General features: G+C 68.8%; 26 protein-coding genes and 1 pseudogene. 24 read left to right on the plus strand and 3 right to left on the minus strand.

Going from position 1 to position 26,181, the window contains the following annotated elements:
* The 8 genes and pseudogenes from ACLBYD_RS11880 to ACLBYD_RS11915 form a co-directional block, all read left to right on the plus strand.
* Positions 1–658 (plus strand): annotated as a pseudogene (locus ACLBYD_RS11880) (TIGR02234 family membrane protein); the annotation flags it as partial.
* 91 nt (positions 659–749) lie between these two features.
* Positions 750–1,559: an indole-3-glycerol phosphate synthase TrpC gene (trpC, locus tag ACLBYD_RS11885; RefSeq protein WP_016696041.1), complete on the plus strand. Its 810-nt coding sequence runs from the start codon at positions 750–752 to the stop codon at positions 1,557–1,559.
* A 112-nt stretch (positions 1,560–1,671) separates the two neighbouring features.
* Positions 1,672–2,934: a tryptophan synthase subunit beta gene (trpB, locus tag ACLBYD_RS11890; protein WP_447816666.1), complete on the plus strand. Its 1,263-nt coding sequence runs from the start codon at positions 1,672–1,674 to the stop codon at positions 2,932–2,934.
* Positions 2,931–3,734 (plus strand): tryptophan synthase subunit alpha, encoded by an 804-nt coding sequence (gene trpA / locus ACLBYD_RS11895; protein WP_447816588.1) that lies wholly within the window; start codon positions 2,931–2,933, stop codon positions 3,732–3,734. Before trpB ends, trpA begins: the two co-directional genes overlap by 4 nt.
* Positions 3,731–4,768 carry a prolipoprotein diacylglyceryl transferase gene (gene lgt, locus ACLBYD_RS11900; RefSeq protein ID WP_039585217.1) on the plus strand — a complete coding sequence of 346 codons (1,038 nt, stop codon included), beginning with the start codon at positions 3,731–3,733 and terminating at the stop codon, positions 4,766–4,768. The genes trpA and lgt overlap by 4 nt, the downstream gene beginning before the upstream one ends.
* Positions 4,765–5,685, plus strand: a complete 921-nt coding sequence (locus ACLBYD_RS11905) for a TM2 domain-containing protein (protein WP_447816589.1) — start codon at positions 4,765–4,767, stop codon at positions 5,683–5,685. Before lgt ends, ACLBYD_RS11905 begins: the two co-directional genes overlap by 4 nt.
* 86 nt (positions 5,686–5,771) lie before the next feature.
* Entirely contained in the window at positions 5,772–7,193 is a 1,422-nt protein-coding gene (gene pyk / locus ACLBYD_RS11910) for a pyruvate kinase (RefSeq protein ID WP_060652879.1), read from the plus strand.
* The gene (locus ACLBYD_RS11915; protein WP_085468362.1) at positions 7,190–8,074 is read left to right on the plus strand and encodes an acyl-CoA thioesterase II; all 885 of its coding nucleotides are present in this window, start codon (positions 7,190–7,192) and stop codon (positions 8,072–8,074) included. Before pyk ends, ACLBYD_RS11915 begins: the two co-directional genes overlap by 4 nt.
* Here ACLBYD_RS11915 and ACLBYD_RS11920 read toward each other — a convergent pair.
* Both ACLBYD_RS11920 and ACLBYD_RS11925 read right to left on the minus strand, forming a co-directional pair.
* Entirely contained in the window at positions 8,041–8,538 is a 498-nt protein-coding gene (locus ACLBYD_RS11920) for a MarR family winged helix-turn-helix transcriptional regulator (protein WP_447816590.1), read from the minus strand. The two genes, ACLBYD_RS11915 and ACLBYD_RS11920, sit on opposite strands and share 34 nt — an antisense overlap.
* On the minus strand, positions 8,535–9,152 hold the full coding sequence (locus tag ACLBYD_RS11925; RefSeq protein ID WP_447816592.1) for a DJ-1/PfpI family protein: 618 nt from the start codon (positions 9,150–9,152) through the stop codon (positions 8,535–8,537). The genes ACLBYD_RS11920 and ACLBYD_RS11925 overlap by 4 nt, the downstream gene beginning before the upstream one ends.
* Positions 9,153–9,504: 352 nt before the next feature.
* On the opposite strand from ACLBYD_RS11925, the gene ACLBYD_RS11930 reads away from it, so the two are divergent.
* From ACLBYD_RS11930 to ACLBYD_RS11945, 4 genes are all read left to right on the plus strand, one after another.
* Positions 9,505–10,533 (plus strand): isopenicillin N synthase family dioxygenase, encoded by a 1,029-nt coding sequence (locus tag ACLBYD_RS11930; RefSeq protein ID WP_447816593.1) that lies wholly within the window; start codon positions 9,505–9,507, stop codon positions 10,531–10,533.
* 61 nt (positions 10,534–10,594) lie between these two features.
* The gene (locus ACLBYD_RS11935; RefSeq protein ID WP_016696051.1) at positions 10,595–11,431 is read left to right on the plus strand and encodes a MetQ/NlpA family ABC transporter substrate-binding protein; all 837 of its coding nucleotides are present in this window, start codon (positions 10,595–10,597) and stop codon (positions 11,429–11,431) included.
* The gene (locus ACLBYD_RS11940; protein ID WP_447816594.1) at positions 11,431–12,450 is read left to right on the plus strand and encodes a methionine ABC transporter ATP-binding protein; all 1,020 of its coding nucleotides are present in this window, start codon (positions 11,431–11,433) and stop codon (positions 12,448–12,450) included. Before ACLBYD_RS11935 ends, ACLBYD_RS11940 begins: the two co-directional genes overlap by 1 nt.
* A 13-nt stretch (positions 12,451–12,463) precedes the next feature.
* Positions 12,464–13,132 carry a methionine ABC transporter permease gene (locus ACLBYD_RS11945; RefSeq protein ID WP_016696053.1) on the plus strand — a complete coding sequence of 223 codons (669 nt, stop codon included), beginning with the start codon at positions 12,464–12,466 and terminating at the stop codon, positions 13,130–13,132.
* 36 nt (positions 13,133–13,168) lie between these two features.
* On the opposite strand, the gene ACLBYD_RS11950 is transcribed toward ACLBYD_RS11945, so the two are convergent.
* Positions 13,169–14,203, minus strand: a complete 1,035-nt coding sequence (locus ACLBYD_RS11950; protein ID WP_447816595.1) for an iron-siderophore ABC transporter substrate-binding protein — start codon at positions 14,201–14,203, stop codon at positions 13,169–13,171.
* Positions 14,204–14,505: 302 nt separating this feature from the next.
* Between ACLBYD_RS11950 and ACLBYD_RS11955 the strand changes: the two genes are divergently transcribed.
* The 12 genes from ACLBYD_RS11955 (at position 14,506) to nuoK (ending at position 26,126) form a co-directional block, all read left to right on the plus strand.
* Positions 14,506–14,787: a hypothetical protein gene (locus tag ACLBYD_RS11955; protein WP_238588679.1), complete on the plus strand. Its 282-nt coding sequence runs from the start codon at positions 14,506–14,508 to the stop codon at positions 14,785–14,787.
* Between the two features lie 80 nt (positions 14,788–14,867).
* Positions 14,868–15,272: a response regulator transcription factor gene (locus tag ACLBYD_RS11960; protein ID WP_081314660.1), complete on the plus strand. Its 405-nt coding sequence runs from the start codon at positions 14,868–14,870 to the stop codon at positions 15,270–15,272.
* A 259-nt stretch (positions 15,273–15,531) separates the two neighbouring features.
* Positions 15,532–15,891: an NADH-quinone oxidoreductase subunit A gene (locus ACLBYD_RS11965; RefSeq protein ID WP_016935086.1), complete on the plus strand. Its 360-nt coding sequence runs from the start codon at positions 15,532–15,534 to the stop codon at positions 15,889–15,891.
* Positions 15,892–15,991: 100 nt separating this feature from the next.
* Entirely contained in the window at positions 15,992–16,546 is a 555-nt protein-coding gene (locus ACLBYD_RS11970; RefSeq protein WP_059381031.1) for a NuoB/complex I 20 kDa subunit family protein, read from the plus strand.
* Complete coding sequence (locus ACLBYD_RS11975) at positions 16,543–17,259, plus strand: NADH-quinone oxidoreductase subunit C (protein ID WP_447816596.1); 717 nt, start codon at positions 16,543–16,545, stop codon at positions 17,257–17,259. Before ACLBYD_RS11970 ends, ACLBYD_RS11975 begins: the two co-directional genes overlap by 4 nt.
* A complete protein-coding gene (locus ACLBYD_RS11980) occupies positions 17,259–18,560 on the plus strand; it encodes an NADH-quinone oxidoreductase subunit D (protein ID WP_447816597.1) in 1,302 nt (433 codons plus the stop codon). The genes ACLBYD_RS11975 and ACLBYD_RS11980 overlap by 1 nt, the downstream gene beginning before the upstream one ends.
* Positions 18,557–20,743 carry an NADH-quinone oxidoreductase subunit NuoF gene (gene nuoF / locus ACLBYD_RS11985; RefSeq protein ID WP_447816598.1) on the plus strand — a complete coding sequence of 729 codons (2,187 nt, stop codon included), beginning with the start codon at positions 18,557–18,559 and terminating at the stop codon, positions 20,741–20,743. The genes ACLBYD_RS11980 and nuoF overlap by 4 nt, the downstream gene beginning before the upstream one ends.
* Positions 20,740–23,196, plus strand: a complete 2,457-nt coding sequence (locus ACLBYD_RS11990) for an NADH-quinone oxidoreductase subunit G (protein WP_447816599.1) — start codon at positions 20,740–20,742, stop codon at positions 23,194–23,196. Before nuoF ends, ACLBYD_RS11990 begins: the two co-directional genes overlap by 4 nt.
* On the plus strand, positions 23,193–24,497 hold the full coding sequence (nuoH, locus tag ACLBYD_RS11995) for an NADH-quinone oxidoreductase subunit NuoH (protein ID WP_447816600.1): 1,305 nt from the start codon (positions 23,193–23,195) through the stop codon (positions 24,495–24,497). Before ACLBYD_RS11990 ends, nuoH begins: the two co-directional genes overlap by 4 nt.
* Positions 24,497–25,042 (plus strand): NADH-quinone oxidoreductase subunit NuoI, encoded by a 546-nt coding sequence (gene nuoI / locus ACLBYD_RS12000; protein WP_064061995.1) that lies wholly within the window; start codon positions 24,497–24,499, stop codon positions 25,040–25,042. The genes nuoH and nuoI overlap by 1 nt, the downstream gene beginning before the upstream one ends.
* Complete coding sequence (locus ACLBYD_RS12005) at positions 25,039–25,830, plus strand: NADH-quinone oxidoreductase subunit J (protein WP_217579708.1); 792 nt, start codon at positions 25,039–25,041, stop codon at positions 25,828–25,830. Before nuoI ends, ACLBYD_RS12005 begins: the two co-directional genes overlap by 4 nt.
* Entirely contained in the window at positions 25,827–26,126 is a 300-nt protein-coding gene (gene nuoK, locus ACLBYD_RS12010; RefSeq protein ID WP_006554035.1) for an NADH-quinone oxidoreductase subunit NuoK, read from the plus strand. The genes ACLBYD_RS12005 and nuoK overlap by 4 nt, the downstream gene beginning before the upstream one ends.
* The last annotated feature ends 55 nt before the right edge of the window (positions 26,127–26,181 follow it).

Genomic DNA, 26,181 nt, shown 5'->3' on the forward strand with positions numbered 1-26,181 from the left:
CGCCGGACGCCGGCCCCACCACCGGACGCCGGCGCCGGCCGACCGTGATCGCCGCCCTGCTGCTCGGGGTCGGTGCGGCCCTGTTGTGGGCATCGAGCCGGATGACGTGGGTCACCGCGGTCTCGTCCGACGGACTCGGGATCGACCGCGTCGACGACCTCGAGGGTGGCCGCTGGGCGGCGGCACTGACCCCGCTCGCTCTCGTGCTGCTCGCGGCGGTCGCCGCCGTCTTCGCGGTGCGCGGACTCGCGCTGCGTCTCGTCTCGCTCGTGGTCGCGGCCGTCGCCGTCGCCGCCGCGATCCCCGCCGTCCGGTTGCTCACCGGCGACGCAGACCCCGAGACCGCGGCCGGTGTCGCCGCGCTGCCCGACCGCGCGACCGTGACCGCCGTCGAGACCTATCCGTTGCCCGCCGTCCTCGCGATCGTCGGCGCCGTCGCGGCCCTCGCCGCGGCAGTGACGCTGTGGCGCACCCCGCGCGAGGCGGCCGGACTGTCGTCGAAGTACGACGCCCCGGCAGCACGTCNCGTCGCGAGGCGGCCGCCCGGCGCGCCGAGAACGACGAACCCCTGTCCGAACGCGGTCTGTGGGACGCACTGGACGCAGGTGAGGATCCCACGGACGACGGTGGCGAGGGTGATACAGGCACCCGCCGGTGACCGCTGTAAACCACTTCACTACTCTTTTAGACAGATCCGATGAGCTTGATCACATCGGGATTGAGCAGGGTGGGAAAGGACTCGAGCCACGATGACAGTTCTCGATTCGATTCTCGAAGGAGTGCGAGCAGACGTCGCCGCCCGTGAGGCGGCCCTCGATCTCGCCTCCGTCAAGGCTGCCGCCGCAGCCGCGCCCCCACCGATCGACGCCAAGGCCGCGCTGCGCGAACCGGGCATCGCGGTCATCGCCGAAGTGAAGCGTGCCAGCCCCTCGAAGGGTGCTCTCGCCGACATCGCCGATCCCGCCGAGCTCGCTGCAGCGTACGAGTCCGGAGGCGCTCGCGCCATCAGCGTTCTCACCGAGGAACGCCGATTCCACGGCAGCCTCGCCGACCTCGACGCCGTCCGTCGCGCTGTCCGTATTCCCGTACTGCGCAAGGATTTCGTGGTCGGTCCCTACCAGATCCACGAGGCGCGGGCACACGGCGCCGACATCGTGCTCCTCATCGTCGCGGCCCTCGAGCAGACCGTGCTGACGGCGCTGATCGACCGCGTCGAGTCGCTCGGCATGACCGCGCTGGTAGAGGCGCACACCGAGGAGGAGGCCGACCGTGCCCTCGAGGCGGGCGCCACCGTCATCGGGATCAACGCGCGCAACCTCAAGACCCTCGAGGTCGACAAGACGACCTTCTCGCGCATCGCGCCGGGCCTGCCCAGCAACGTGCTCAAGATCGCCGAGTCGGGTGTTCGCGGCCCGGCCGATCTGCTCGCGTACGCGGGCGCGGGTGCCGACGCGGTGCTCGTCGGAGAGGGACTGGTGACCAGTGGGGATCCGCGCCAGGCAGTCGCCGAACTGGTGACGGTGGGCACGCATCCGTCGTGCCCCAAGCCCGCACGCTGACCGTCCCGGCCGGTCCGGACCCCCACGTGATCCGCGTCGCGTGGTGGGGCAGACTGGACGCGTGACTGCAGACGATTCCGCACTTTCCGCCAAGGGCCGAGGGCTTCCCTCGATGAGCGAAGCCCTCGCCACTCCGACCGCGCACGAACCCGACGTCCGCGGCCATTTCGGAGTCTTCGGTGGCCGCTATGTGCCCGAGGCGCTCATGGCGGTGATCGAGGAGGTCACCGCTGCCTACGAGAAGGAGCGCGTCGATCCCGGCTTCCTGGCCGAACTCGACCGCCTGCAGCGCGACTACACCGGCCGCCCGTCCCCGGTCTACGAGGCCACCCGCCTGAGCGAACACGCCGGCGGAGCGCGCATCTTCCTCAAGCGCGAGGATCTCAACCACACCGGCTCGCACAAGATCAACAACGTGCTCGGGCAAGTGCTGCTCGCCAAGCGCATGGGCAAGACCCGCGTGATCGCCGAGACCGGCGCCGGCCAGCACGGCGTCGCCACAGCCACCGCATGCGCGCTGCTCGGTCTCGAATGCCGCGTCTACATGGGCGAGGTCGACACCGAACGGCAGGCCCTCAACGTCGCGCGCATGCGTCTGCTCGGCTCCGAGGTCATCGCCGCCAAGACCGGCTCGCGCACCCTCAAGGACGCGATCAATGAGGCGATGCGCGACTGGGTCACCAACGCCGACAACACCTACTACTGCTTCGGCACCGCCGCCGGCCCGCACCCCTTCCCGGCGATGGTCCGCGACTTCCAGCGCATCATCGGCCTCGAGGCCCGCGCACAGATCCGCGAACTCACCGGTCGCCTGCCCGACGCCGTCGTCGCCTGCGTCGGCGGCGGATCGAACGCGATCGGCATCTTCCACCCGTTCATCGACGACCCGTCCGTCAAGCTCGTCGGCTGCGAGGCCGGGGGAGACGGGGTGGAGACCGGACGGCACGCCGCCACCATCGGCGGCGGCACTCACGGTGCCCTGCACGGCGCGTTCTCGTATCTGCTGCAGAACGAGGACGGCCAGACCATCGAATCGCATTCGATCTCCGCCGGTCTCGACTATCCCGGCGTCGGCCCCGAACATGCCTGGCTCGCCGACACCGGCCGGGCCGAGTACCGCGCCGTCACCGACAGTGAGGCCATGGAGGCCTTCGCGTTGCTGTGCCGCACCGAGGGCATCATTCCCGCGATCGAGTCGGCCCACGCCGTCGCCGGTGCCGTCAAGCTCGGCCCCGAACTCGGCAAGGGCGCCATCGTCCTGGTCAACCTCTCCGGCCGCGGGGACAAGGACGTCGACACCGCCGCCAAGTGGTTCGGCTACCTGCCGACCGACGAGTCCGCCGACCGGACCGGCCCCGAAGGAGCAGCCCAGTGAGCGCCCCGCACGAACGCCTGACCGAGATCTTCGCGACCTGCCGCGCCGAGAACCGCGCCGCACTGGTCGGTTACCTGCCGGTCGGCTATCCCACCGTCGAGCGCTCCGTCGAGGCGATGAAGACGCTCGTCGAGGGCGGCTGCGATCTCATCGAGGTCGGCATCCCCTACAGCGACCCGGTCATGGACGGCACCACCATCCAGAACGCGGCGTTCGAAGCGATCGCCAACGGCGTCCGGGTCCGCGACGTCTTCCCGGCCGTCGAGGCGATCACCGCCGCCGGCGGCGCCGCGGTCGTGATGACCTACTGGAACCTCGTGCTCAAGTACGGCGTCGAGAACTTCGCGCGCGACCTCGCGGCCGCGGGTGGACTCGGCATCATCACGCCCGACCTCGTCCCGGACGAGGCGGAGAAATGGATCGCCGCGGCCGACAAGTACGGACTCGGCAGGATCTTCCTGGTCGCACCGTCGTCGACCAACGAGCGCCTCGCGACCACCCTCGACAAGTGCCGCGGCTTCGTCTACGCCACCTCGACCATGGGTGTCACCGGCGCCCGCGACAGCGTCGACAACCGCGCGCCGGAGATCGTCGCCCGGGTGCGCACGCACTCCGACATCCCGGTCGGTGTCGGTCTCGGTGTGCGCAACGGTGCCCAGGCCGCGGAGATCGCGGGCTACGCCGACGGCGTGATCGTCGGTTCGGCGCTGGTCTCCGCCGTCGCCGAAGGGCCCGACGCGTTGCTCGCACTGACTCGGGATCTCGCGAAGGGCGTTCGCTCCGCTAACGTGCACTCGTGACATCCACTGCGTCTGTTCTGGCCTATCTGCCGAGTCCGCCGCAGGGCGTCTGGTATCTCGGACCGTTCGCCCTCCGCGCCTACGCCCTGTGCATCATCGTCGGGATCGTCGTGGCGATCTGGTGGGGCGACCGCCGCTGGGTCGCACGCGGCGGACAGGCCGGCACCGTCCTCGACATCGCCGTGTGGGCGGTGCCCTTCGGTCTGATCGGTGGGCGGCTCTACCACGTGGCCACCGACTGGCAGAAGTACTTCGGAGACGGCAACGACCCGGTCGACGCCCTGAAGATCTGGGAGGGCGGCCTCGGCATCTGGGGTGCGGTCGCTTTCGGTGCGCTCGGTGCGTGGATCGGGTGCCGTCGGCGGGGGATCCCGCTGCCGGCCTTCGGGGACGCCCTCGCCCCGGCGATCCTGCTGGCGCAGGCCATCGGACGCCTCGGCAACTGGTTCAACCAGGAACTCTACGGTCGCGAGACCACGGTGGCGTGGGGACTCGAGATCTACGAACGGCGCAACGACGCAGGGCAGGTCGCGCCCGGGCTGGTCGACGGCGTGTCCACCGGCGAGGTGGCCTTCGTCGTGCACCCGACCTTCCTCTACGAGCTGCTGTGGAACCTCGCCGTCGTGCTGCTGTTGGTGTTCGTCGACCGGAAGTTCACGATCGGTCACGGACGCCTGTTCGCCCTCTACGTCGCCGGGTACTGCGCGGGCCGGTTCTGGATCGAGCTGATGCGCACCGATGCGGCGACCCAGATCGCCGGTATCCGGATCAACTCGTTCACCTCGGGCATCGTATTCGTGCTCGCGGTCGCCTACTTCGTCCTCGCACGTAAGGGCCGCGAGGACCCTGCGACGCTGAACCCGGTCGCCGGGAACGCGGACGCAGAGCCGGCCGCACAGGACGAGGGCGGGGCGGCCGCAGACGAGGCCGCGCCCACTTCGGAGTCGGCGGATGCGGAGTCGGACAGCTCGTCGTCCGCCGCCGGTAGAGTCGACGAAGCGACGTCCGGAGACAGCAAAGGGGATCACTCGTGACCACACAGGACCCGGGAACTTCGGGAGCATCCGATTCGGAGCCTGCCAAGCCGGAGCCCGACAAGACGGAGCCTGCCCAGCCCGACCTGACGAAGCGGAGCGAGTCCGCCTCCGGCGCCGACACGCCGGAGCGGTCCTCGGAGAGCGAGCACACCCCGCCGCCCGATCTCGGACGCGCGTTCGACTACGACGCCACCGCGCAGGCCTCGTTGTCCGCTCAACCGCCCACACTCGACTCCCTCGGTGGCGCCACCGGCACTCCGGGACCGGGATGGGACACCTACTCGGGTGTCGGCAACGGACCGGGCTGGGGGACCACGCCCAGCTACCCGCCGCCGGCCGAGCACGAGTCCGACTATCCGTCCCCGGGCGACTACCCCTACGGCGAGCATCAGGGCCGGCCCGAGACCGGCACCGGACCGGTCTACGGGACACCCGACCCGCACTACCCGATCGGGTCCCCGCAGCAGGACCCGTCGCAGGGCCGGTACACCGGTCCGCAGGGATCGCAGCAGCCGGGTTACGGTCCGCCGCCGCAGGGCGGGCAGGGTTACGGCCCGCCTCCACAGAGCGGACAGGGATACGGTCCGCCGCCCGGCTACGGGGTGATGTCGGCCTACGGCTACCCCGACCCGTCGAACCCGTACGGTCGCGACGCCGCAGCGCCCTTCGGACGCGATCCCTACACCGGCGAGCCGTACTCCGACAAGAGCAAGGTCACCGCAGGTGTGCTGGAGATCCTGCTCGGCGCCTTCGGTGCCGGACGCTTCTACCTCGACCAGCCGGGCACGGCGGTCGCGCAGATCGCCGTCACGTGGCTCACCTGCGGTATCGGGGGCATCTGGCCGCTGATCGACGGCATCCTCATGCTCACCGGCAAGGTCCGCGACAAGAACGGACGCCAGCTCCGTCCGTGACATCCCGACGTCTCCATCCCANCCCCGGCGACACGCACCGGGGTGCTGGGATGGAGGGTCGCAGGCTCGGAGGCTAGGCTCGAAGCGTGACCCGACGCACCAAGATCGTTTGCACTATGGGGCCGGCCACCGCCGACCCCGATGTCCTGCGGAATCTCGTCGACGCCGGAATGGACGTCGCCCGCCTGAATTTCAGCCACGGTGAACACGCCGACCACGAGGGCCACTACAACCGGGTCCGCGCTGCGTCGGAGGCCTCCGGGCACGCCGTCGGTATCCTCGCCGATCTCCAGGGGCCGAAGATCCGGCTCGGACGATTCGCCGAGGACCGCACCGTGTGGGAACACGGTGAAGTGGTCCGCATCACCGTCGACGACGTGGTCGGAGACCACGACCGCGTCTCGACCACCTACAAGGAACTCGCCCAGGACGCCGTCGCCGGCGACCGGTTGCTCGTCGACGACGGCAAGGTCGGTCTCGTCGTCGAGGCGGTCGAGGGCAACGACGTCGTCTGCCGCGTCATCGAGGGCGGACCCGTCAGCAACAACAAGGGTGTCTCCCTGCCGGGGATGAACGTCTCCGTTCCGGCCATGTCGGAGAAGGACATCGAGGATCTCGAGTTCGCCCTGCGCCTCGGTGTCGACTTCATCGCCCTGTCGTTCGTGCGGTCGCCGGCCGACGTCGAACTCGTTCACGAGGTCATGGACCGCGTCGGGCGGCACGTGCCGGTGATCGCCAAGCTCGAGAAGCCCGAGGCCGTCGAGAATCTCGAGGCCGTGGTCCTCGCCTTCGACGCGGTCATGGTGGCGCGCGGCGACCTCGGCGTCGAACTTCCGCTCGAGGAAGTACCGCTCGTGCAGAAGCGCGCGATCCAGATCGCACGCGAGAACGCCAAGCCCGTCATCGTCGCGACGCAGATGCTCGAATCGATGATCGAGAACTCGCGTCCCACCCGCGCCGAGGCCTCCGACGTGGCCAACGCCGTGCTCGACGGCACCGACGCCGTGATGCTCTCGGGTGAGACCTCCGTCGGCAAGTTCCCCGTCGAAACGGTCCGCACGATGGCGCGCATCATTGCCGCCGTCGAGTCGGATTCGACGGAAGTGCCTGCGCTGACGCACGTTCCGCGCACCAAGCGCGGTGTCATCTCGTACGCCGCCCGCGACATCGGCGAGCGTCTCGACGCCAAGGCGCTCGTCGCGTTCACCCAGTCGGGCGACACCGTGCGACGACTCGCGCGGCTGCACACCCCGCTGCCGCTGCTCGCGTTCACGCCCGTCCCGCACATCCGCAACCAGCTGGCGCTGACGTGGGGCACCGAGACCTTCTCGGTCGAGCCGGTCGACACCACCGACCAGATGGTCGAACAGGTCGACGCGGCGTTGCTGTCGCTGGGCCGGTACCAGCGCGGCGACCTCGTGGTGATCGTCGCCGGAGCGCCTCCGGGACGCTCGGGTTCGACCAACCTCATCCACGTGCACCGGCTGGGTGAGAAAGACACCCGGTGACACTGTCGGACACAACGGATCTCGACGTTCTCCTCGGCCTCCTCGATCTGGAGCAGGTCGAGGAGAACGTCTTCCGTGGTGGTCATCCCGCGCAGGTCGGCAGCCGCACCTTCGGCGGTCAGCTCGTCGCGCAGGCGCTCATCGCGGCCGGACGCACCGTGGGTGATCGTCCGGTGCACGCGATCAACGCCCATTTCATCCGGGGCGGCGACGTCAAGCGGCCCATCGACTACCACGTCGTCACCCACCGGGACGGCCGCGACTTCGCGAACCGGATGGTCACCGCCTACCAGGACGACCAGGAACTGTTCGTCATGCTCGCCGCCTTCCAGCGGTGGGGCAAAGGCCTCGAACACTCGGTGACCGTTCCCGATGTTCCCCTGCCCGAAGCGCTTCCGCCGATCGGCGAACGCCTGCGCGGCTTCGAGGAGCAGTTGCCGCATTTCGTCGGCGCGCTCAAGCCGATCGACATGCGGTACGCCAACGACCCCGCCTGGGTGTTGCGGGGAACGGGGGAGAAGCTCGGCCACAACCGCGTGTGGATGCGCGCCGACGGGCAACTGCCCGACGATCCGCTGCTCCACGTCGCCACGCTGGCCTACGCGTCCGACACGACCGTCCTCGATTCGATCCTCACCACGCACGGCCTGTCGTGGGGACTCGACCGGATCGTGGCGGCGACGGTCAACCATTCGATCTGGTTCCACCGTCCGCTCCGCTTCGACGAATGGCACCTGTACGCCACGGAATCCCCGGTGGCGGCCGGTTCCCGTGGTATGGCGACGGGACGCTACTTCACCATCGAGGGCGAACTCGTCGCGACCGTCGTGCAGGAAGGGCTCATCCGTCACTTCCCGCCGCGTCGTCCGTCGGGGAGCTGATCGGCCGATCGGTCGAGGGCGGCCGACAGCGCGCGCATGCCCTCCACGATCCGCGCCAGGTTCTCGGATCCGGTCTCCTCGCACAGTGCCCGCGCGGCGTCGGCGTGAGCGGGGCCGATGGCACGGATCGCGTCGCGACCGGCCGGTGTCATCGCGACGAGCTTGGCGCGACGGTGCGCCGGATTGGGCCGGTACTCCGCCAGGCCCTTGTCGACGAGGAGATCGGCGATGCGCTGCACGCTCTGCCGGGTGATGCCCATCTCGCGGGCGATCGCGGACACCGGCAGCGGAGCGGGGGAGACCGCGCCGAGGACCTGCCACCAGGCCGCGGTCAGGCCCACCGGACGCGCCAGGGTCTCGGCCAGCGCGAGAAACTGGCCGTTGAGCCGGAACGCCGTCAGTGCGGCCGCGCTGAGCAGTTCGGCCTCGGCCGGGTGCTGCTCGGCCGCGTTCTGCTCCGTCACGAGCCGGAGGACATGAGCTCGTAGTAGCCGCGCGGGTCGCGCTCGCCGTAGAGGGCGTACCAGGCGTCGAGCACGCGCGGTTCGTAGATGTCGAGGCGGGCGAGGATCGCGCGGGCGAAGTCGACGGGGGCGATGCCGCTCGCGGTGATGAGATCGCCGTCCGTGACCGCGGGTTCGTCCCGGTACAGATCGGCGCCCCCGTAGCCGATGCCCTGCAGGAATTCGAGAGCGTTGCTCGTGTGCGGTCGCTCGTCGAGCAGGCCGGCTGCCGCGAGCGCCCCGGTCGCGCCGCAGATCGCAGCCACCGGAACGCCGGCGTCGAGGAACTGCCGGGTCTTGTCGACGAAGGGGGCGTAGGCGTCGGTCGGCCAGATGTCGTTGCCCGCGAGGATCAGCATCGCGCTGTCCTCCGGCGTCACGTCTGCGAGCACGGTGTCGGGGAGGATGCGGAGTCCGCCCTTCGTCGTGACCGGTTCCGCCGTGGCTCCGACCGTGCGGACGCGATACCGGCCGGGACTGCGCTGCCATTCCGGATCTGCGATGTGCGGCGTGACGTATCCGATCTCCCAGTCCGCCAGGGTGTCGTACACGGCGACGTGAACTGTTTCGGTCATGACAGTATGCTGCCAAAAAGGCAGCATACTGTCAATGGTGTCGAATCGTCGATCCAGGGTGATTTGCCGGGTGGTCGCGGAGGCGATTAGCCTTGATCAGGACCACGTCGTGGCGCCACTGTCGTCGAAGGTCGCATGCGACCTCATCGGAGGAGAACATGGGCAACACCCACACGCAGACTGTGAGCACACGCGCTCGACGCGCCGTGGCTCCTGCGTGTTGTCGTTGCCGCTGATCGCCCCTGTCCGGGGCTGCTCGCACTGCTCTCACGAGTCCCCTGAGTCCGCTGTGACCGACCATCCGGCGGTGACCGGGAATTCCTCGCATCCGATGCGGTTCGAAAGGCACATCATGTCCGATTCGACGGTATTGCCCGTCATCGATCTGTCCGATCTCGACGGCGACGAAACAACGCGCAACACCCTGCTCGATCGCCTCCGGGAGGCCACCCACGAGATCGGGTTCTTCCATCTCGCCGGTCACGGGATCGACCCCGCGCTCGCCGGCGAACTCGTCGCGGCGGCCCGCGAGTTCTTCGCCTTCCCCGAGGCGGACAAGCTCTCGATCGAGAACATCCGCTCACCCCACTTCCGCGGCTACACCCGTGTCGGTGGCGAACGCACCCAGGGCTATGTCGACTGGCGCGAACAACTCGACATCGGCCCGGAACGCGATGCCGTCGCCGAGATCGACCCCGACCGCCCCTGGGAGGTGCTGCACGGCCCCAATCTGTGGCCCGAGCAGGTCCCCCGACTACGCGAACTGGCCCTGCGGTGGATCGACGAGGCCGGCAACGTCGGACGCCGACTGCTCGGTGCATGGGCCGAATCCCTCGGTGCCCCCGCCGATCACTTCGAGGACGCCTTCGCCGATCCCGACCCGCTGCTGAAGATCGCGCGGTATCCCGGGCACGACCGCTCGGTCACCGATCAGGGGGTCGGCAGCCACAAGGACGTCGGCGCGTTGACGTTGCTCTATCCCGAACCCGGCAGCACCGGATTCCAGGTCGAAGGCGACGGTCGGTGGGTCGACATCGACCCGCTCCCAGGGCATTTCATCGTGAACATCGGCGAACTCCTCGAGGTCGCCACCGGTGGCTACCTCCAGGCGACCGTCCACCGCGTGCTGCCGCCCCCGGCGGGCACCGACCGCGTGTCGCTGCCCTTCTTCCTCAATCCCGGTCTCGACCGCGAACTCCCGCCGGTGGAGCTGCCGGCGGATCTCGCCGCGGCCGCCCGCGGCGTCGGCCCCGACGCCCACGGCGGCACGCTGCACGCCGTCTACGGCCTCAACGCACTCAAGTCCCGCCTGCGGGCACACCCGAACGTGGCGGAGCGTTTTCACGCGGATCTCCTCGCCCGCTTCGCCGCACCCCGATAATCGATCTGTCCGTCCCCGCATTTCCGAAGTCCCCGCATTTCCAACGGAAGGTATCCACCCGATGTCACTGCGTCGTATCGTCGTCGCGTCCGCCGCGCTCACCCTCGCTGCGGGCCTCGCGGCCTGCTCGTCGTCCGAAGGAGACGACACCACCCTCCGGATCTCGGCGTCGTCCACCCCGCACGTCGAGATCCTCGACCAGATCGTGAGCACCGGGGCGCTGGGCGACTACGAACTCGACATCGTCGAGATCACCGGTGAGGTCGATCCCAACGAACTGCTCGAGGCCGGTGACGTCGATGCGAACTTCTTCCAGCACGAGCCCTACCTGACGGACTGGCAGAAGCAGAAGGGTGTCGACGACCTCGTCGCCGTCGCCGACGTGCACCTCGAGCCCATCGGCCTCTACTCGAACAAGATCGCCTCGCTCGACGAGCTGAAGGACGGCGACACCGTCGCCGTGCCGCGCGACACCACCAACTACGCCCGCGCGCTGTACCTGCTCGAATCGGCCGGTCTGCTCGAGATGGACGTGCCCTTCGAGGAGGCCGACCTGTCGGTGGTCACCGAATCGAACATCACCGCCAACCCGAAGAACCTGAACCTCGTCGGCATCGAGCGTCCGCAGCTCGCCCGTCAGCTCGACGACGCGCAGATCACCGCCGCCGTGATCAACTCCAACTACGCGCTCGAAGCCGGCCTGAACCCGGCCGAGGACGCCATCGTCACCGAAGAGGTCGAGGACAACCCCTTCTCCAACCTGCTCGTCGTGCGGGCCGAGAACGAGAACGACCCGGCCGTGACCGCGCTGGCCGAGGCCCTCGAGTCGCCCGAGACGGCTGCCTGGATCGAGGAGACCTACTCCGGCGCCGTGCTGCCGGTCCACCCGACGAACTGATGATCGTCGTCGAGAACCTCGTCAAGACCTTCCCCGGAGCCGGGCGCTCCGGGGAGGTGGCGGCGCTGCGAGGGGTGTCGCTCGAGATCCCGGACGGCGAGATCTACGGCATCGTGGGCCCCTCCGGATCCGGCAAGTCCACGCTGCTGCGCTGCCTGAATCTGCTCGAGCGGCCCACCTCGGGACGGATCCTGCTCGGCAAGGACGATCTGTCGACCCTGTCCGGTGCGGAACTGCGTGCGGCCCGTCGACGGATCGGGACGGTCTTCCAGCAGTTCAACCTGCTGCACTCGCGCACCGTGATCCGGAACGTCGAGTTCCCCCTCGAAGTGGCCGGGATCGGCAAGGAACAGCGCCGCACGCGGGCGCTCGAGCTGCTCGATCTCGTCGGCCTGGCCGGCAAGGGGGAGAGCTACCCCTCGCAGCTGTCCGGTGGTCAGCAGCAGCGCGTGGGCATCGCCCGCGCACTCGCCGCAGAACCCGAGGTGCTGCTGTGCGACGAGGCCACGAGCGCCCTGGACCCGGACACCACCGATCAGGTCCTCGATCTGGTCGCCGAGGTGAACAGACGACTGGGTGTCACGGTCGTGGTGATCACCCACGAACTCGGGGTGCTGCGCCGGATCTGCAGCTCGGCAGCTCGGCTCGACGCCGGACAGGTGGTCGAGACGGGCCGGATCGTCGATCTCGTCGCCGATCCCGAGTCGGCGCTCGGGCATGCGCTCGTCCCGGTCGGCACCGACCCGTCGACGGGTTCGGGTGCCGACACGGCTCTGGTCACCGCGATCGGTGATGCCGCGCACGGACCGTGGCTCGCGGAGATGATCCGCGCGATCGACGCCGACATCGCTGTGGTCGGCGGCCGGGTCGAACAGGTCGGCAGCGTCACCGTGGGCCGGATGCGCCTGCGGTTCACGGCGGGTACCGATCGGGCACTCATCGAGGGCTTCGTGGCCGGACGCCCGTATCTGAGCCTGGCGTGGGGGACGGAAGCCGAATTGGAGGGACTCACGGAATGACGGTGCAGGCGCGATGAACAAACTGCAGTGGTACGACGCCTTCCCGGAGGTGTGGGAAGCCACCCTCGAGACGCTCTACATGGTTGCGGTGTCCTTCGTGCTCACCGTCGTCGGTGGTGTGCTGGTCGGGATCGTGTTGCAGTTGACGTCACCGTCCGGGCTGTGGCCCCGCAGGACGCTCAACACCGTCCTCGGCGTGATCGTCAACCTGTTCCGGTCGCTTCCCTTCCTCATCCTGCTGATCGCGCTGATCGGGTTCACCCGCTTCATCGTGGGTACCGCGATCGGGCCGACCGCGGCGATCGTGCCGTTGACCATCGGTGCCATCCCGTTCTTCGGCCGGATCGTCGAATCCGCTCTGCGGGAGGTGCCCCGGGGCCGGGTCGAGGCGGCCCAGGCGATGGGGGCCACCAACGCGCAGATCGTGCGCAAGGTGCTGCTGCCCGAAGCGCTGTCCCCGCTGATCGCCGGTGCCACCCTCACCCTCGTGCTGCTGGTGGGCTATTCGGCCATGGCCGGTGTCATCGGTGGTGGCGGTCTCGGCGACTTCGCGATCGTCTACGGCTACCAGCGGTTCAACACGCCGGTGCTGTTGCTCGCGGTGGTCGTCCTCATCGTGATGGTGCAGATCATGCAGTCGATCGGTGATCTCATGGTCCGCAGGCTCGCGCACCGGCGGTGACGCCCCAGAGCCGGGCGCACCACCGGTGCGTCCGGCTCAGCGGTCGAGCTTCGCGATCGCCTCGTCGACGAGCGGGACGTAGCGGTCGATCGACCACGGCACGGTGAGCGGATTGATCATCGACGATCCCGTGACGAACGGCTGTTCCTCCGGTGCGACGAGCGAGCCGCGCGCGATCGCCGGAATCTGCTGGTAGACGGGCTGCGATTCGATCTCCGCGCGGTTCGCCGGGTCGGAATAGAACGTGAAGATCAGATCCGAGTCCTTCAGCAGTCCGGCGTTCTCGAGCCCGATGACCGCCGAGTCGGTGCCCTCGGTCTCCTCGAGTGTGTTCGCGACCGGGTCGACCGTCAGCCCGAGTCCGCGGACCATCGCCACGCGCTGCTCGTCGGGCATGAACACGCCCAGCGTGCCGGGGCCGGTGTTGTAGATATAGGATAACGTCACGGCGGCGTACTCGGGGTGCGCGGCCGCGGTGCGTTCGAAGGTGTCCTCGATCCCGGTGATCAGATCCAGTGATTCGTCGTGCTTGCCGAGTGCGGTGCCGATGGTCTCGATCTGGTCCTGCCAGGTGATCGTCCACGGCAGTTCGGGATAGGCGACGGTCGGAGCGATCGCCGACAGCAGTTCGTACTGTTCCTGCGTGATCCCGGACCACGGCGCGAGGATGACGTCCGGGGCGAGTCGGGCGATAGCCTCGACGTCCACCTCGGTGCCGCCGGTGAACTGCTCGGGCAGCGGCTCGCCGCGTTCGGTCAGTTCCTCGTGGATCCAGGGCAGGTACCCCGTTTCGTCGCTGCCCCAGGGATATTCCTCCATCCCTACCGGGGTGACGCCGAGGGCGATCGCCGTCTCGGCCGAGCCCATCCCGAGCGTCACGACTCTCTCGGGCTGCGCGTCGATCTCGGCGGTGCCCAGTGCGTGCTCGATCGCGACGGGTTCGAAGTCGCCCGTCGGAGAGCCGTTCGAGTCGTCGCCACTGCCGGACGAGCACGCGGTGAGCGCGACGGCGGCGGCGGCGAGTACGACTACCGCGCGCGGCCCGCGGCGGCGCAGGGATCGGAATTTCATGAGTACCTCTCGCTGATCGGGGCCATGTCGAGAGGTGAGCCTAACCTTCCGGTCGGACTGCGGGTTACCGACAGATTTCCGGGCGGTCCACAACTTGGTGATGTCCCACAAACAGATCACGAGACGGATGTCACATTTGATAGTATTCTGTTACCGAAACCGCTCACGGCCCGAGCGGGAAAGGGGACGGCCGCACTCGGCCACCGCGGGGGTTCGCTCATCACCGACGATTCGTCGACCGGGAACGATGAGTGGATGCGGGGGTACGGGATGCGTCGTTCCGGGGAGGAACGGAGATGCTCATGGTTGCATCCACGGACAAGAGGTCCGATTCGATGCCACGCTCGAATCGGCGGATTCTCGCGATCATCGCGCTCACGGGAATGCTCACGATCGGATTCCTGGCTGCGGTGTTCACCGGGTCGTATCTGATCGGTGCCGCATTCGCCATGCTCACCGGCGCATGCATCGTGCTGGCGCACCTGATGATTGCGCCCGCCTCGATCATCCACGACGACGAGACGGAGACGGCCATCCGTCCCGAGATCCGCGAGCGGTGGCATCCGCTCGGTAGCGGATCCTGAGCTCGTCCCGGCCCGCCGATGTCGCGGCGCCACCGCGACACGCGGGTTCCCCGGACGGGCGGGTGTGCTCGGTTAGCATCTTGCCCGTGACCGACTCGCTGCGCATCCTCGTCTACAGCGACGATGCAACCGTGCGGCAACAGGTTCGTGATGCCCTCGGTACCCGCCTGCACCCGGACCTGCCTCCACTCGACTACGTCGAGGTCGCGACACCGCCGGTCGTCGTCGAACGCATGCACGCCGGCGACATCGCACTCGCCGTGCTCGACGGTGAATCCGCCCCCGCCGGCGGCATGGGTCTCGCGAAGCAACTCGAGGACGAACTCGACTCGTGCCCACCGATCATCGTGTTGATCGCCCGGGCCGACGACGAATGGCTCGCCCGCTGGTCGGGCGCCGAGGTGGCGCTGCGTCATCCCGTCGACCCGATCCGGCTCGGCCGGCAGGTCCTCGCTCTGCTCACCCCTCGCTCCCGCCCCTCCTGACCCTTCCGGCGCGCGACCGCCCGGTTGCGAACTCGTATGCGGGGCCGGAGAATCTACTCTCCTTCCGGTTGTGGAGCAGCCCGACACGCCGCCTCGGATCGAGGGCGTGAAATCGCGACAAGTCCGACGCGAACAGCACTAGTGTGTGCCGTAACTCACAACCCGGAGCCGGGGCGGAACCGCCCGGTGCACGGCGGGGGTGGGTTCGCGGGCGACGAGCAGACCCGCGGCCGGATTCGCGCGAGCAACCGGAGGTCGCATGAACGCTTACGTACCGATCCTGGTACTCGGTGGCATCGCGCTTGCCTTCGCGGTCTTCTCCGTCGCGGTGGCGAGCCTCGCGGGCCCGAGCCGGTACAACCGCGCCAAGCTCGATGCGTACGAGTGCGGTATCGACCCCACGCCCCAGCCGGTGGGAGGTGGCCGCTTCCCGGTGAAGTACTACCTCACCGCGATGCTGTTCATCATCTTCGACATCGAGATCGTCTTCCTGTACCCGTGGGCGGTCCATTTCGACGCACTCGGCGTCTTCGGTCTGGCAGCGATGGCGCTGTTCATGTTCAACGTCTTCGTCGCCTACGCCTACGAGTGGAAACGAGGAGGCCTGACATGGGACTGACGACCCGCATGCACGACGGGATGTCCTGCATACGAACGGGTTCCGCGAGCGGACGGCCGGGCATCGGGTGCCCGGCCCGATTCCGGGGGAGGTGAGGGCGATGGGCATCGAGGAGAAGGTCCCCAGCGGTTTCCTGCTCAGCACCGTCGAGACCCTCGCCGGTTTCGCACGCAAGGGCTCGTTGTGGCCGGCGTCGTTCGGGCTCGCGTGCTGCGCCATCGAGATGATGGCCACCGCCGGCGGCCGCTACGACATCGCCCGCTTCGGCATGGAGGCCTTCCGGGCCTCGCCGCGACAGGCCGACGTGATGATCGTCGCCGGCCGCGTCAGCCAGAAGATGGCCCCCGCACTGCGCCGCGTCTACGACCAGATGGTCGAACCGAAGTGGGTGCTGGCGATGGGCGTGTGCGCCTCGTCGGGCGGGATGTTCAACAACTACGCGATCGTCCAGGGGGTCGACCACGTCGTCCCCGTCGACATCTACCTTCCGGGCTGCCCGCCCCGGCCCGAGATGCTCCTGCACGCCATCCTCACCCTGCACGAGAAGATCGCGCAGATGCCCCTGGGTGTGAACCGGGCGGAGGCGATCCGCGCCGCGGAGGAAGCGGCCCTGGCCCAACGCCCCCTCATCGAACTGACGGTGCCGCCGCGATGACCGATCTCGAACGGACAGGATCCGACCACGAGGACCGCCCCGACGAGGTGATCGCCGTGCGGCGCGGCATGTTCGGTGTGCGCGGATCCGGCGACACCAGCGGCTACGGCCGCCTCGTGCGCCGGGTGACGCTGCCCGGCAGCACCGAGCGTCCCTACGGCGGGTACCTCGACGGCCTCGTCGACACGCTCGAGGACGTCCTCGACGAGCGGTCCGGCGACACCGGGGTGAGTTACGCGCAGGCGGTCGAGAAGGTCGTCGTGCACCGCCACCAGCTGACCGTCTTCGTCCGCCGCGAACATCTGCCGCTCGTGGCCCGCACCCTGCGCGACCATGCGGACCTCCGCTTCGAGCTGTGCCTCGGGGTCAGCGGGGTGCACTACCCGCAGGAGACGGGCCGCGAACTGCACGCGGTGTATCCGCTCGTCTCGATCACCCACAACCGCCGGATGCGGCTCCAGGTCGCGATCCCCGACAGCGACCCGCACGTCCCGTCGCTCTACCGCATCTACCCGACGAACGACTGGCACGAGCGCGAGACCTACGACTTCTTCGGAATCGTCTTCGACGGGCACCCCGCGCTCACCCGCATCGAGATGCCCGACGACTGGCGCGGACATCCCCAACGCAAGGACTACCCTCTCGGCGGAATCCCGGTGGAGTACAAGGGCGCCCGGATCCCGCCACCCGACGAACGGAGGGCGTACACGTGATGAGCGAACCCGCGACCGAGACCGTCTTCGACGCCGTCGGACGCGACTGGGACGACATCACCGCTGCCGTACGCGACAGCGGTGAGGACCACATCGTCGTCAACATGGGACCCCAGCACCCGTCCACCCACGGAGTACTGCGCCTGATCCTCGAGATCGACGGCGAGACCGTCACCGAGGCCCGCTGCGGAATCGGCTATCTCCACACCGGAATCGAGAAGAACCTCGAATTCCGCAACTGGACCCAGGGCGTCACCTTCGTTACCCGCATGGACTACCTCGCCCCGTTCCACAACGAGACGGCCTACTGCCTCGGCGTCGAGAAACTGCTCGGCATCGAGGATCTCGTCCCCGACCGCGCGCAGGTCCTGCGGGTGATGCTGATGGAACTCAACCGCATCTCCTCACACCTGGTGGCGCTGGCCACCGGCGGCATGGAACTCGGTGCGACCACGCCCATGCTGTTCGGCTTCCGCGAACGCGAACTGATCCTCGACGTCTTCGAGACGATCACCGGACTGCGGATGAACCACTCCTACATCCGGCCCGGCGGACTGTCCCAGGACCTGCCCGACGAGGCCGTGCCGATGATCCGCGACCTGCTCGCCCTGCTGCCCGGCCGCCTCGCCGACCTCGAAGCCCTGTTCACCGACAACCCCATCTTCATCTCGCGCACCCGCGAGATCGGCTGCCTCGATCTCACCGGTTGCATGGCCCTCGGCGTCACCGGACCGATCCTGCGATCCACCGGCCTGCCCTACGACCTGCGTCGCGCCGAACCCTACTGCGGGTACGAGACCTACGAGTTCGACGTCGTCACCGCTGAGGGATCCGACTGCTACGCCCGCTATCTCGTCCGGATCGGGGAGATGCGCGAATCGTTGAAGATCGTCGAGCAGTGCCTCGACCGGCTCCGCCCCGGACCGGTGATGGTGCAGGACGGCAAGATCGCCTGGCCGTCGAAACTGCAACTCGGACCGGACGGACTCGGCAACTCGCCCGACCACATCCGCCACATCATGGGTGAGTCGATGGAGGGCCTGATCCACCACTTCAAGCTCGTCACCGAAGGCATCCGCGTCCCGGCGGGACAGGTCTACATCGGCGTCGAATCGCCACGCGGCGAACTCGGCGTCCACATGGTCAGCGACGGCGGCACCCGCCCCTACCGCGTGCACTACCGCGACCCGTCGTTCACGAATCTGCAGGCCGTCGCGGCGATGTGCGAAGGCGGCATGGTCTCCGACGTGATCGCCGCCGTCGCCAGCATCGACCCGGTGATGGGGGGAGTGGACCGATGAGCACCGAATTCGTGCGCGCCGCGGGCGCGGAGACCACCGGCACCGCGGCCACGAGCGAGACCACTGCCGCCGTGCCGATGACCGAACCGGCCGGACGCGAACGCGTCCTCGTCCCGCTCGGGCCGCGACCCGACGAGGACACCTATCTCACCCCACCCGACGCACCGCACCGCTATCCCGACGACGTGCGTGCCCGTCTCGACGCCGACGCCGACCGGATCGTCGCGCGCTACCCGCAGCCACGATCGGCGCTGCTGCCGTTGCTGCACCTCGTGCAGGCGGAGGACGGGTACATCACGCCGGCCGGCATCGAGTTCTGCGCCCGGCGGCTCGGGCTCACCGGCGCCGAGGTCGCGGCCGTCTCGACCTTCTACACCATGTACCGCCGCTCGCCGACCGGCCGCCACCACGTCGGGGTGTGCACGAACGCGCTGTGCGCGACGATGGGCGGCGACGAGATCTTCTCCGCCCTGTGCACCCGGCTCGGCATCGGACACGACGAGACCACCGCCGACGGCGCGATCACCCTCGAACACATCGAATGCAACGCGGCGTGCGACTACGCCCCGGTGATGACCGTCGACTGGGAACTGTTCGACAATCGCACTGTCGACTCCGCGATCGAACTCGTCGACGACCTGCTCGCCGGCGGCACACCCGCACCGACGCGCGGCGCCCCGCTGCGCAACTTCCGCGACACCGCACGCCTGCTCGCGGGGATCCCCGACGACCGGCCCGGTGCGCTCGAGGCCGCCGGTACCGCCGGGCCGGCCTCCCTCGCCGGGCTCGAGGTCGCCCGCAAGCACGACATGCGGGCACCGGAACCACCGGAGAAGGACGAGGCCGTCGTCGCCGTCGGGAAATCACCGACGGGTCTGACCCCCGTACTCACCCGTTATTGGGACGAGGAACAGGCGTGGACCCTCGACGCCTACCGGCGGCACGGTGGATACGAAGCCCTGCCCATCGCGCTCGGCATGGACCCGGATGCGGTCATCGCCGCAGTCAAGGATTCCGGGATCCGCGGTCGCGGCGGCGCCGGATTCTCCACCGGAACCAAGTGGTCCTTCATCCCGCAGGGCGACGACAAGCCGCACTATCTCGTCGTCAACGCCGACGAATCCGAGCCGGGCACCTGCAAGGACATCCCGTTCATGCTGGCCACCCCGCATGCCCTCGTCGAAGGCGTGATCATCGCCGCCTACGCGATCCGCGCCCGGCACGCGTTCATCTACCTGCGGGGAGAAGCCGTCCCGGTCCTGCGGCGTCTGCACGCCGCGGTCGCGGAGGCCTACGAGGCCGGCTGTCTCGGAGGCGACATCCTCGGCTCCGGATACGACCTCGAACTCGTCGTCCACGCCGGTGCGGGCGCGTACATCTGCGGTGAGGAGACGGCGCTGCTCGACTCCCTCGAGGGTCGGCGCGGCCAACCACGCCTGCGCCCGCCCTTTCCCGCCGTCGCCGGGCTGTACGCATGCCCGACCGTGGTCAACAACGTCGAATCCATCGCGAACGTCCCGCTCGTCATCCGCAACGGAGTGGACTGGTACCGCTCGATGGGCACCGAGAAATCACCGGGATTCGCGATGTTCTCGCTCTCCGGGCACGTCACCACCCCCGGCCAGTACGAGGCCCCGCTCGGCATCACGCTGCGTGAGCTGCTCGGCTACGCCGGAGGTGTGCGCGCCGGCCACCGGCTCAAGTTCTGGACACCCGGTGGTTCGTCGACCCCGATCTTCACCGACGAACACCTCGACGTCCCCCTGGACTACGAGAACGTCGCCGCCGCCGGGTCGATGCTCGGGACCCGGGCCCTGCAGATCTTCGACGAGACCACCTGCGTCGTCCGCACGGTGCTGCGCTGGACCGAGTTCTACGCCCACGAATCGTGCGGCAAGTGCACCCCGTGTCGCGAGGGCACCTGGTGGCTCGTGCAGATCCTCGAGCGGCTCGAACACGGCCGGGGCACCGAGGCCGATCTGGAGAAGCTGCTCGACATCTCCGACAACATCCTCGGCCGGGCGTTCTGCGCGCTCGGGGACGGCGCGACCAGCCCGATCACGTCGTCACTGAAGTACTTCCGCGACGAATACGTCGCCCACTTCGAGCACGGCGGCTGCCCGTTCGACCCGCACCTGTCGACGCTCGCCGCCGACGCCCCCGCGGAAGGAGGCGAGCGATGACCGCAGTGTCCGGTGCCGGTGCGGAGAAGTCCGAGACCACCGACCTCGTGAACGTCACCATCGACGACACCGAGATCGCCGTGCCCAAGGGCACTCTCGTGATCCGCGCCGCCGAACTGATCGGGGTCCAGATCCCGCGGTTCTGCGACCACCCGCTGCTCGAACCGGTCGGTGCGTGCCGCCAGTGCCTCGTCGAGGTCGAGGGCCAGCGCAAACCGCTCGCCTCGTGCACCTCGGTGGTCACCGACGGGATGGTCGTGCGCACCCAGTTCACCTCACCGGTGGCCGACAAGGCCCAGCGCGGCGTGATGGAACTGCTGCTCATCAACCATCCGCTCGACTGTCCGGTGTGCGACAAGGGCGGCGAGTGCCCGCTGCAGAACCAGGCGATGTCCAACGGACGCGCCGAGTCCCGGTTCGAGGACACCAAACGCACCTACCCGAAACCCATTGCGATCTCCTCGCAGGTGCTCCTCGACCGCGAACGCTGCGTGCTGTGCGCGCGGTGCACCCGCTTCGCCGACCAGGTCGCGGGCGACCGGTTCGTCGACATGCTCGACCGCGGGGCGCTGCAGCAGGTCGGCATCTACACCGAGGAACCGTTCGAGTCGTACTTCTCCGGCAACACCGTCCAGATCTGTCCGGTCGGCGCGCTCACCGGCGCCGCCTACCGGTTTCGCGCCCGCCCGTTCGATCTGGTCTCCACGCCGAGTGTGTGCGAACACTGCGCGAGCGGCTGTGCCCAGCGCACCGACCACCGTCGTGGAGCCGTGCTGCGCCGACTCGCCGGGGACGACCCCGAGGTCAATGAGGAATGGAACTGCGACAAGGGACGCTGGGCGTTCACCTACGCCACCGCCGACGACCGCCTCACCACGCCGCTCGTCCGCGACGACACCGGAGCGCTCGTTCCCGCATCGTGGATCGAGGCGCTTGGCGTGGCTGCGCGCGGGCTGGCGGCGGCGCACGGCAGAGCCGCAGTCCTCACCGGTGGCCGGCTCACCGTCGAGGACGCCTACGCGTACGCGAAGTTCGCGCGAACGGCGCTCGGCACCAACGACATCGACTTCCGTAGCCGAGCCCTGTCGGAGGAGGAGACGGACTTCCTCGCCTCGAGGGTCGCCGGACGGTGTCTCGACGTCACCTACCGCGACCTCGACCGCGCGCCCGCGGTGCTCCTCGTCGGATTCGAGCCGGAGGAGGAGTCGCCGATCGTCTTCCTGCGGCTGCGCAAGGCGGTCCGGCGGAACAGGCTGCAGGTCTTCACGATCGCACCGTTCGCCTCGCGCAGCGTCCACAAGCTGTCGGGGCGGGTCGAACAGTGCGTCCCGGGCGACGAGGCACGCGTGCTCGACGCGATCCGCACCGGCGCATCCGCCGACGCCGCGGCCGCGCTCCGGGCTCCCGGTGCGATCGTGCTGGTGGGGGAGCGGGCCGCAGCCTCGTCCGGCACGCTGTCCGCCGCCGCGGTCCTCGCCGACGAGACCGGAGCCCGCCTCGCGTGGATCCCGCGCCGCGCCGGTGATCGCGGAGCCCTCGAAGCCGGCGCCTTCCCGACACTGCTGCCCGGCGGTCGCCCGGTCGGTGACCCGCAGGCCCGGCGCGACGTCGAGTCGGCGTGGGGCCTCCCGGCCGNGCCGGGCCGCGACACCGTCGCCCTCCTCGCCGCCGCCGCCGAGGGTGACGTGGATGCGCTCGTGGTCGCCGGCATCGACCCCGCCGACCTGCCCGATCCCGATGCCGCACTCGCCGGTCTCGACGGCGCCGGATTCGTCGTGAGTCTGGAAGTGCGACGCAGCGCGGTGACCGACCGCGCCGACGTCGTCTTCCCCGTCGCGCCGGTGGTAGAGAAGGCCGGGAGCTTCCTCGACTGGGAGGGACGCGAACGTGCCTTCCCGATCGCGCTCCGCGACACCGGAGCACTGCCCGACCACCGGGTGCTCGCGGCGATCGCCGACGCGATGGACCTCGACGCCGGTCTCGACGCTCCCGGCCCCCACGACGTCGAGACCCTGCGCCACGAACTCGCGGAGCTCGGACGATGGAGGGGCACCGTCCCCGAGTCGCCGAAAGTGACCCCGCGACCTGCGCGACGCCCCGTTCTCGGGGAAGCGGTCCTCGCCACCTGGCGGATGCTCCTCGACGCGGGCCGGTTGCAGGACGACGAACCGCACCTCGCCGGAACGGCGCACGAAACCGTCGCCCGTCTGTCGGCCGCGACTGCCGCGGAGATCGGCGCCGCCGACCATCATTCGCTCACCGTCTCCACCGAGCGCGGCTCGATCACTCTGCCGCTGGTGGTCGACGACCTGCCCGAGCGCGTGGTCTGGCTGCCCACCGCCTCGCCGGGATCGATGGTGCACGCCGATCTCGGTGTCACCGCCGGTGATGTGGTGCGGATCCGGGCCGCCGCCACGACGGGTTCCGGATCGGACGAGGAGGATCCGCGATGAGCGTCACCGCCCAGCAGCCCGTGGACCTGTCGATGTTCGGCATAGACCCGTGGTGGCTCGTCGTCGTCAAGGCCGTGGCCATCTTCGCGTTCCTCGTCCTGACGACCCTCGTGATGATCCTCGCCGAACGCAAGATCATGGCCTGGATGCAGATGCGGGTCGGACCCGACCGGGTGGGACCGAAGGGACTGTTCCAGACCGTCGCCGACGGCCTGAAACTCGCGCTCAAGGAAGGCATCATCCCGACCGGGGTGGACAAGCCGATCTACATGCTCGCCCCGATCATCGCGACGGCCCCGGCGTTCATGGCGTTCGCGGTGATTCCCTTCGGGCCGGAGGTGTCGATCCTCGGGAACCGGACGCCGTTGCAGCTCACCGATCTTCCCGTCGCGGTGCTCTACGTCCTGGCGATCACCTCCGTCGGCGTCTACGGCATCGTGCTCGCCGGCTGGGCCTCGGGTTCGACCTATCCGCTGCTCGGTGGTCTCCGCTCGACCGCGCAGGTCATCTCCTACGAGATCGCGATGGGACTCGCGTTCGCCGCGGTCTTCCTGCAGGCGGGCACGATGTCGACCTCGGGCATCGTCGCCGCGCAGAACGACCTGTGGTTCGTCGTGCTGCTGCTGCCGTCCTTCCTGGTGTACTCGGTGTCGATGGTGGGGGAGACAAACCGCGCTCCCTTCGACCTGCCCGAGGCCGAGGGCGAACTGGTGGGCGGTTTCCACACCGAGTACTCGTCGCTGCGGTTCGCGATGTTCATGCTCGCGGAGTACGTCAACATGGTCACCGTCTCCGCGCTCGCGACCACCCTGTTCCTCGGCGGCTGGCACGCGCCGTGGCCGCTGACACTGTGGAGCGGCGCGAACTCGGGCTGGTGGCCGCTGCTGTGGTTCGTGATCAAGGTGTGGGTCGTGCTGTTCGTCTTCGTGTGGCTGCGCAGCACCCTGCCGCGACTGCGCTACGACCAGTTCATGGCCCTGGGCTGGAAACTGCTCATTCCCGTCTCGGTGGTGTGGGTGATGATCGTGGCCGCGCTGCGCATCCTCGACACCGACGACGTCCTGCCCGGCACCGCGAGCCTCATCGTCGCCGGCGTGCTGTCCACCGCCCTGCTGTTCGCCTACCTCACCCTGCAGGGGCGGCGGACCCGGCGCATCGCACAGGCGACGGAACCACCCGCCGGCGTCGACGAGGAGTTCGACGCGATGGCCGGGGGCTTCCCCGTGCCGCCACTACCTGCTCGGTCGAGCACCCGATCGAGTCCGCCGGCCCCGGCGGGTCGTCTCCCAGGAGGATCGTGATGGTCGAATTCCGCGGCCCGCTCGCCGGTTTCGGTGTGACGCTCACGACGATGTTCAAGAAACCCAACACCGAGCAGTATCCGGAGCAGAAGAGACCCACCGCCCCCCGCTATCACGGACGCCACCAGCTCAACCGGTATCCGGACGGACTCGAGAAGTGCATCGGCTGCGAACTGTGCGCGTGGGCATGCCCCGCCGACGCCATCCACGTCGAGGGCGCCGACAACACCGACGAGGAGCGGTACTCGCCCGGCGAACGGTACGGGCGCGTCTACCAGATCAACTACCTGCGATGCATCGGCTGCGGACTGTGCATCGAGGCGTGCCCGACCCGCGCGCTGACGATGACGAACGAGTACGAGATGGCCGCCGACAACCGCACCGACATGATCTACGAGAAGGACCGCCTGCTCGCCCCGCTCGAACCCGGGATGCAGCCACCGCCGCATCCCATGGCGCCCGGCGCCACCGACGAGGACTACTACCGGGGCACGATCCCCGTCCCGGAACACGCGTCCGCGGCCGACGGGGAGGAGAGTCGGTGACCACCGCCCTGCTCGCCGCCGAACTCACCACGACCTCTACCGGGGAGGCCGTGCAGTTCTGGATCCTCGGTGCCGTCGCGGTACTCGGGGCGCTCGGTGTCGTCGTCGCCCCGAAGGCCGTGTACTCGGCGCTGTTCCTCGCGATGACGATGATCGTGCTCGCCGTCTTCTACATCGCGCAGGACGCATTGTTCCTCGGTGTGGTGCAGGTCGTCGTCTACACCGGCGCCGTGATGATGCTGTTCCTGTTCGTGCTCATGCTCGTCGGTATCGATTCCGCCGACTCCCTCGTCGAAACCATCAAGGGACAGCGCGTTCTCGCGATCGTCGTGGCGATCGGCTTCGCGGTGATGCTCATCGGTGGCATCGGGAACACCGCGGTCTCCGGCTTCGCGGGACTCGACGCCGCCAACGCCGGCGGCAACGTCGAGGGCCTGGCAGTGCTGCTGTTCATCGACTACGTCTGGGCGTTCGAACTCACCGGAGCGCTGCTCATCACCGCCACCGTCGGTGCGATGGTGCTCGCCCACCGGGAACGCCTGCAGCCGAGGCAGACCCAACGCGAACTCGCCGCACGTAGATTCCGCGAAGGAGAGCGGGTCACACCGCTGCCGGCCGCGGGTGTCTATGCCCGCCACAACGCAGCCGACGTCCCGGCCCTGCTCCCGGACGGATCGTTCTCCGAACTGTCGGTCGGTGAGCTGCTCGGCCGCATCGGACGCGACTGGGACCACACCGAACTCGGCCTGCGCGAACCCGGCGACGACGCGAGGAAGGATCGGCGATGAACCCCGAGAACTACCTCTACCTGTCGGCGCTGCTGTTCACCATCGGCGCAGTGGGAGTTCTCCTGCGCCGCAACGCGATCGTCGTGTTCATGTGCGTCGAGTTGATGCTCAACGCCGCGAACCTGGCCTTCGTCACCTTCGCGCGGATGCACGGCAACCTCCACGGACAGGTGTTCGCCTTCTTCACGATGGTCGTCGCGGCCGCCGAGGTCGTCGTCGGTCTCGCGATCATCGTGACGATCTTCCGGACGAGGCGATCCGCCTCCGTCGACAACGCCGACCTGCTCAAGTACTGACGACCCCACGAGGACGGTGAGTGTGAGAGCCCACGACGAACCGAGAGGACACGCG

The sequence above is a fragment of the Rhodococcus sp. C26F genome (genome assembly GCF_053345925.1).

What these genes read in the sequence shown, in the direction of transcription:
- ACLBYD_RS11950 (WP_447816595.1), bottom strand. Translation starts at nt 14,203, where the DNA reads ATGAAATTCCGATCCCTGCGCCGCCGCGGGCCGCGCGCGGTAGTCGTA.
- ACLBYD_RS11970 (WP_059381031.1), top strand. Translation starts at nt 15,992, where the DNA reads ATGGGCATCGAGGAGAAGGTCCCCAGCGGTTTCCTGCTCAGCACCGTC.
- trpB (WP_447816666.1), top strand. Translation starts at nt 1,672, where the DNA reads ATGAGCGAAGCCCTCGCCACTCCGACCGCGCACGAACCCGACGTCCGC.
- ACLBYD_RS11930 (WP_447816593.1), top strand. Translation starts at nt 9,505, where the DNA reads ATGTCCGATTCGACGGTATTGCCCGTCATCGATCTGTCCGATCTCGAC.
- ACLBYD_RS11975 (WP_447816596.1), top strand. Translation starts at nt 16,543, where the DNA reads ATGACCGATCTCGAACGGACAGGATCCGACCACGAGGACCGCCCCGAC.
- nuoK (WP_006554035.1), top strand. Translation starts at nt 25,827, where the DNA reads ATGAACCCCGAGAACTACCTCTACCTGTCGGCGCTGCTGTTCACCATC.
- nuoI (WP_064061995.1), top strand. Translation starts at nt 24,497, where the DNA reads ATGGTCGAATTCCGCGGCCCGCTCGCCGGTTTCGGTGTGACGCTCACG.
- ACLBYD_RS11925 (WP_447816592.1), bottom strand. Translation starts at nt 9,152, where the DNA reads ATGACCGAAACAGTTCACGTCGCCGTGTACGACACCCTGGCGGACTGG.
- nuoH (WP_447816600.1), top strand. Translation starts at nt 23,193, where the DNA reads ATGAGCGTCACCGCCCAGCAGCCCGTGGACCTGTCGATGTTCGGCATA.
- nuoF (WP_447816598.1), top strand. Translation starts at nt 18,557, where the DNA reads ATGAGCACCGAATTCGTGCGCGCCGCGGGCGCGGAGACCACCGGCACC.
- ACLBYD_RS11980 (WP_447816597.1), top strand. Translation starts at nt 17,259, where the DNA reads ATGAGCGAACCCGCGACCGAGACCGTCTTCGACGCCGTCGGACGCGAC.
- trpC (WP_016696041.1), top strand. Translation starts at nt 750, where the DNA reads ATGACAGTTCTCGATTCGATTCTCGAAGGAGTGCGAGCAGACGTCGCC.
- ACLBYD_RS11965 (WP_016935086.1), top strand. Translation starts at nt 15,532, where the DNA reads ATGAACGCTTACGTACCGATCCTGGTACTCGGTGGCATCGCGCTTGCC.
- ACLBYD_RS11955 (WP_238588679.1), top strand. Translation starts at nt 14,506, where the DNA reads ATGGTTGCATCCACGGACAAGAGGTCCGATTCGATGCCACGCTCGAAT.
- ACLBYD_RS11940 (WP_447816594.1), top strand. Translation starts at nt 11,431, where the DNA reads ATGATCGTCGTCGAGAACCTCGTCAAGACCTTCCCCGGAGCCGGGCGC.
- ACLBYD_RS11945 (WP_016696053.1), top strand. Translation starts at nt 12,464, where the DNA reads ATGAACAAACTGCAGTGGTACGACGCCTTCCCGGAGGTGTGGGAAGCC.
- ACLBYD_RS11935 (WP_016696051.1), top strand. Translation starts at nt 10,595, where the DNA reads ATGTCACTGCGTCGTATCGTCGTCGCGTCCGCCGCGCTCACCCTCGCT.